The organism is Ensifer sp. Root954 (genome assembly GCF_001429005.1).
In the GTDB taxonomy this organism is placed as follows: domain Bacteria; phylum Pseudomonadota; class Alphaproteobacteria; order Rhizobiales; family Rhizobiaceae; genus Ensifer; species Ensifer adhaerens.
Genome location: NZ_LMJM01000036.1, coordinates 1 through 1556, shown reverse-complemented (window position 1 = coordinate 1556; position 1556 = coordinate 1). Strand labels below are relative to the sequence as shown.

Below are 1556 nucleotides of genomic sequence, written 5' to 3'. Positions count from 1 at the left end.
CTTCCTCACCCATCTCCGTTCAGAACTCGAGGGCCTGAAGACGGCCGGGTTGTACAAGTCGGAGCGTGTGATCACCTCGAAGCAGGCGGGCGAAATCGAAGTCGCCTCGGGCGAGCGGGTGCTCAACTTCTGCGCCAACAACTATCTTGGCCTTGCCGACAGTGAAGAGCTGGCCGAGGCCGGCAAACAGGCGCTCGACCGCTACGGTTACGGCATGGCCTCGGTGCGCTTCATCTGCGGCACGCAGGAGGAACACAAACAGCTCGAGGCACGCATTTCGTCCTTCCTCGGCCTGGAAGACACGATCCTCTATTCCTCCTGTTTCGATGCCAATGGCGGCCTGTTCGAGACGCTGCTCGGCGAGGAAGACGCGATCATCTCCGATGCGCTCAACCACGCCTCGATCATCGACGGCGTGCGGCTGTCGAAGGCCAGGCGCTTCCGCTACGCCAACAACGACATGGCGGCGCTGGAGGAGGAACTGAAGAAGGCCGAGGGCAGCCGCTTCAAGCTGATCGCCACCGACGGCGTGTTCTCGATGGACGGCATCATCGCCAATCTTAAGGGCGTCTGCGATCTCGCCGACAAATATGGCGCCATGGTCATGGTCGACGACAGCCATGCGGTCGGTTTCGTCGGGAAGAATGGCCGTGGCTCCGCCGAACATTGTGGCGTCGAGGGCCGGATCGACATCATCACCGGCACGCTCGGCAAGGCGCTCGGCGGCGCTTCGGGCGGCTACACCTCGGCGAAGGCCGAAGTCGTCGACTGGCTCAGGCAGCGTTCGCGCCCCTATCTGTTTTCCAACACCCTGGCGCCGGTCATTGCCGCCGCCTCGCTGAAGGTGTTCGACCTGATCGAAAACGGCGATCGCTTGCGCGAACGGCTCTATGCCAATGCGGCGCTGTTCCGCACCGAGATGTCGAAGCTCGGCTTCACGCTGGCCGGTGAGGGCCACCCGATCATTCCGGTGATGCTCGGTGATGCCGCACTCGCCCAGGAGATGGCGGCGCGCATGCTGAAGAAGGGCGTCTATGTCATCGGCTTCTCCTTCCCGGTGGTGCCGAAGGGCCAGGCGCGCATCCGCACGCAGATGTCGGCAGCGCATAGTGAAGCGGACGTCCGCCGGGCAATCGCCGCCTTCGAAGAGGTCGGCCGCGACCTCGGCGTGATCTGAGGGAGAGACTGATGACGAACATGATGAAGGCGCTGGTGAAGTCGAAGCCGGAAGAGGGCCTCTGGATGGAGCGCGTGCCGGTGCCGGAGATCGGCCCGAACGACGTGCTGATCAAGGTGAAGAAATCGGCGATCTGCGGCACCGACGTGCACATCTGGAACTGGGACCAGTGGGCGCAAAAGACCATTCCGGTGCCGATGGTCGTTGGTCACGAGTTCATGGGCGAGATCGCCGAGGTCGGCTCGGCCGTCACCAAGTACCATGTCGGCGAGCGGGTCTCGGGCGAGGGCCACATCGTCTGCGGCAAGTGCCGCAACTGCCGGGCCGGCCGCGGGCATCTGTGCCGCAACACGCTCGGCGTCGGCGTCAACCGGCCGGG

The 1556-nt window shown here is 64.1% G+C and carries 2 protein-coding genes; both read left to right on the top strand.

What is annotated here, in order from left to right; all coding sequences use genetic code 11:
• On the top strand, positions 1-1177 hold a 1177-nt coding region (locus ASE71_RS24440; protein ID WP_060634979.1), incomplete at its 5' end, for a glycine C-acetyltransferase.
• Positions 1178-1188: 11 nt separating this feature from the next.
• A partial coding sequence (locus ASE71_RS24435; protein WP_156411760.1) for an alcohol dehydrogenase catalytic domain-containing protein occupies positions 1189-1556 on the top strand: 368 nt, incomplete at its 3' end.